Consider the following 3,763-nt stretch of genomic DNA (forward strand, 5'->3'; position numbering starts at 1 on the left):
GGCGGTGAGGTGGGAGCCGGGGGTGCCGGGGCTCAGGGCCGGGCGGTGCCCGAGGCCGGTGCCGGGTCGGGGCCGGAGGTCAGGGCCGGTCGGGGAGCTGGAAGGCGTGGCGGCGGCGCCACTGGAGGCGGACGCGGCTGCCGCGGTAGGCGGCGACGTCCTCGGAGGAGGTGTCGAGGTTCTGCTGGACGGCGGTGAGACGTCCGCCGGCGTCGAGGTCGACGAGGAGGCGGGTCGCGTCGCCCAGGTAGACGACCTCGGCGACGGTCCCGACGGCCGAGGAGTACTCGGCCGCGTCGGCCCCGGCGGAGTCGCCGGCCGCATCGGTCCCGACCGGGTCCGCGGCGAGGACCCGTATCTTCTCGGGGCGGATGCTGTAGGTGCCGGGGGCGCCGACGATCTGCCGGGCGGTGTCCCCCTCCAGCAGGTTCGAGGTGCCGACGAACGAGGCGACGAAGGGGGTCGCGGGCCGTTCGTAGATCTCGGCCGGGGTGCCGACCTGTTCGATGCGGCCCTGGTGGAAGACGGCGATGCGGTCGCTCATCGTCAGGGCCTCCTCCTGGTCGTGGGTGACGAACACGAAGGTGATGCCGACCTCCCGCTGGATCGCCTTCAGTTCGGTCTGCATCTGCTCGCGCAGCTTGAGGTCGAGGGCGCCGAGGGGTTCGTCGAGCAGCAGCACCCGGGGGCGGCCGACGAGGGCGCGGGCCAGGGCGACGCGCTGGCGCTGACCGCCGGAGAGCTGGGCGGGGCGCCGGTCGCCGAAGCCGTCGAGGCGGACCTCGGCGAGGGCCTTGCGGGCCCGCACGAGCCGCTCGGCCTTGGCGACCTTGCGGACCTTCAGGCCGTAGGCGACGTTCTCCAACACAGTCATGTGCGGGAAGAGCGCGTAGTCCTGGAAGACCGTGTGGACGTCCCGCTCGAACGGGGCGCGGCGGGTGACGTCCTGCCCGGCGAGCTCGATGACGCCGCCGGTGGGCTCCTCGAATCCGGCGATCATGCGCAGAACCGTGGTCTTGCCCGAGCCGGAGGGGCCGAGCAGGGAGAAGAACTCCCCGTCCGCGATCCGGAGGTCGACCCCGGAGACGACCTCCGTCTGGCCGAAGGACTTGCGTACGCCCTGGAGCCGGATGGCGTTGCTTCCCATTCGGGAACCTTTCTGCGTGGTCGAGCGTTGCAGCGAAAGATATGAAGTCATAGTTCAAAACTCAAGGGCTCGTTAGGGTAAAGAGTGATCCAAGTGGTTAGGGGTGGTGGCTGTGCAGCAGGAGACACATGGAGCGCGCAGGGCTGTCTTCGTGCCCGTGGACTCGCAGGCGCGGGTCGACGTCGTCGTCCGACGGCTGGGCAACGCCATCGAGCTCGGTCTGCTGGAGGACGGTGAGCAGCTGCCCGGGGAGCTGGAACTGGCCTCCCTGCTCGGCGTCTCGACCGTGACCCTGCGCGAGGCGCTCGTCACCCTCAGGACCCGCGGACTGCTCACCACCCGGCGGGGCCGCGGCGGCGGCAGCTTCGTGACGCTGCCCGCCGCGCCGCCCGCCGAACGCCTGCACGAGCAACTGGCCGACTGGAGCACCGAGGAACTGCGGGACCTGGGTGACCACTGGGCGGCCGTCTCGGGGGCCGCGGCCCACCTGGCGGCCCAGCGCACCGAGCCCGGCGACCTCGTACCGATGCAGCGCTCGCTCCAGGCCCTGCGGCAGGCCCGCGAACCCGCGGAACGGGCGCGGATCTACGGCCGGTTCCATGTCGAGGCGGCCGCGGCGGCCCAGTCCGCGCGGCTGACCCGGGCGGCGATCTCGCTCCAGGCCGAGGCCGGCGCCCTGATGTGCCTGGTCCTCGCCGACAACTCCTATGCGGAAGATGTCACGCGTCGTCACCATGACGTAATCTGCGCCCTACAGAATGGGGCGGGCGACCAGGCGCGTGCCCTGATGGAGGAGTGCGTCCGGGCCTCCATGGCACACCTCGTGGAGCTGCGCCTGCGGACACTGTGACGGCGACGAGGCTGCGGCCCGAGGAGGACTCAGATGGTCAGCAGCCTCCCGGCCACGACCCTGGCCGGGATCGACCGGGCGCTCCTCGACGACCTCTCCGACGCCGTCCGTGACGTGGTGGAGCGGGTCTTCGACACGGTCGCGCAGACCAGGGCGGTCTGCACCGCGCGGCTGGCCGCGGTGGCCGCCGAGGGCCGCCGCCCCCTCTCGGCCGATCTCGCCGCGCTCCGGCCTCATCTGACCAGCCGGCTGCGGCAGGGCGGTCTGGTCTCCGGGCTCGGCTTCGTCGCCGCCCCCGGGCTGCTGGCGGACACCGACACCCTGCTGGAGTGGTGGCAGGCGGACGCCGCCGGACAGGTCACGCCGCTGCTGCTCGATCTGGAGGGCTCGGACTCGCCGTACGCCGACTACACGCACTGGGAGTGGTACGCGCACCCGCACGACACCGGCCGTCGTATCGTCGCCGGCCCGTATGTCGACTACCTGTGCTCGGACGAGTACAGCCTCACGTTCTCCCTGCCGGTCGTCTCCGAAGGCCGCTTCGCGGGAGTCGCCGCCGCGGACGTGTACCTGCGCCACTTCGAGGCGACCGTCGCCCCGCTGCTGCGGCGCCTGCCCGCACCGGCCCGGCTGGTCAACGCGCGCGGCCGGGTGGCGGCCTCGACCGACCCCCACCACCTCGTCGGCTCGCTCACCAAGGGGTTCGACTTCGCCGCTCTGCACGCCGGTGCGGCCCTGCCCACGGCGCAGGGCGGGCTCGCCCTGTTCCCCTGCGGGGAGACCTCGCTGCTGCTGGTCACCCCCACCGCCTGACCAAAAACCCCGCCCTCCGGCCGCCTACCGGCCGAGGTCCCGGGCCACCTCGCGGGCCGCGCGCGCCCCCGACGCCAGGGCTCCCTGGACGGACCCGGTGGCCCGGTGGTCGCCGCACACGTACCGTCCGGGAGCGACCCGGGCCGTGCGGCCGAGCGGCTGCGGGGGTGTCATGACCGGCAGCGCGTCGCGCACGGTGCGCGAGGTCAGCAGGTCCCAGCCGTCGCTGTCGGCGCCGTACGCGTCGCCGAGCGCCTCGCGGACCGCGCGCTCGCGGCCCGGGGTGTCCTCGCCGAGCACCGAGGTGGCGATCAGGGACAGGCCGGCGGGCGCGTATCCGGGTACGACCTCGGTGAGGACGCAGGTGTTCAGGAACCGTCCGCGGGTGTCGGTGAGCAGTGTGGGCTCGGCGAGCGGGGAGCGCGCGCCGACGTGGTAGTACGTCGTCACCACGCGGTACGCGGGCACGTCGAGCCCCGGCAGCAGCACGGCGGCCGGGCCGGGACCGGTGGCCACCACCACGGCGCGGGCCGGGAGTTCGGCCCCCGTGACGAGTTCGACGCCGTCGTCCGTCAGAGCGGCCACCGCCCGCTCCAGGCGTACGGTCCCCGCGGGCAGCGCGTCCGCGAGCAGGCGTGGCACCGCGCCGATCCCCTCCGCCGGCAGACAGAGGTTGCCGCGCAGCATGCTGCGCCAGACGAGGTGGAAGAAGCGCGCGGAGGTCTCCAGTTCGTCCTCCAGGAAGACGCCGGAGAGGAAGGGGCGGAAGAACCGCTCGACGAACTCCTCGGAGAAGCCGGCCGCCGCCAGCGCGGTCCGGGTGGTGCGGTCCTCGCCGCGCTTGAGCAGCCGTACGGGGGCGAGCAGGTCGCGGGCCGAGAGCGCGCCCAGGGCGAGCAGGTCGCGCGGTCCCGCGAGGCGTCCGGGACGCAGATCGCCGAGGTGGCGGGGGC

4 protein-coding genes are annotated in these 3,763 nt (G+C 73.5%); 2 read left to right on the forward strand and 2 right to left on the reverse strand.

The window, feature by feature from the left end:
* Window positions 1-79: 79 nt before the first annotated feature.
* Window positions 80-1,147 (reverse strand): ABC transporter ATP-binding protein, encoded by a 1,068-nt coding sequence (locus FNH09_RS45180; RefSeq protein ID WP_152895682.1) that lies wholly within the window; start codon window positions 1,145-1,147, stop codon window positions 80-82.
* Between the two features lie 112 nt (window positions 1,148-1,259).
* Between FNH09_RS45180 and FNH09_RS45185 the strand changes: the two genes are divergently transcribed.
* Window positions 1,260-1,997, forward strand: a complete 738-nt coding sequence (locus FNH09_RS45185) for a FadR/GntR family transcriptional regulator (RefSeq protein ID WP_338017875.1) — start codon at window positions 1,260-1,262, stop codon at window positions 1,995-1,997.
* Window positions 1,998-2,030: 33 nt separating this feature from the next.
* Window positions 2,031-2,810 (forward strand): cache domain-containing protein, encoded by a 780-nt coding sequence (locus FNH09_RS45190; RefSeq protein ID WP_152895683.1) that lies wholly within the window; start codon window positions 2,031-2,033, stop codon window positions 2,808-2,810.
* Window positions 2,811-2,834: 24 nt separating this feature from the next.
* On the opposite strand, the gene FNH09_RS45195 is transcribed toward FNH09_RS45190, so the two are convergent.
* The coding region (locus FNH09_RS45195) for an FAD-dependent oxidoreductase (RefSeq protein WP_152895684.1) at window positions 2,835-3,763 on the reverse strand (929 nt) is incomplete at its 5' end.

The organism is Streptomyces adustus (assembly GCF_009377175.1).
Taxonomy (GTDB): domain Bacteria; phylum Actinomycetota; class Actinomycetes; order Streptomycetales; family Streptomycetaceae; genus Streptomyces; species Streptomyces adustus.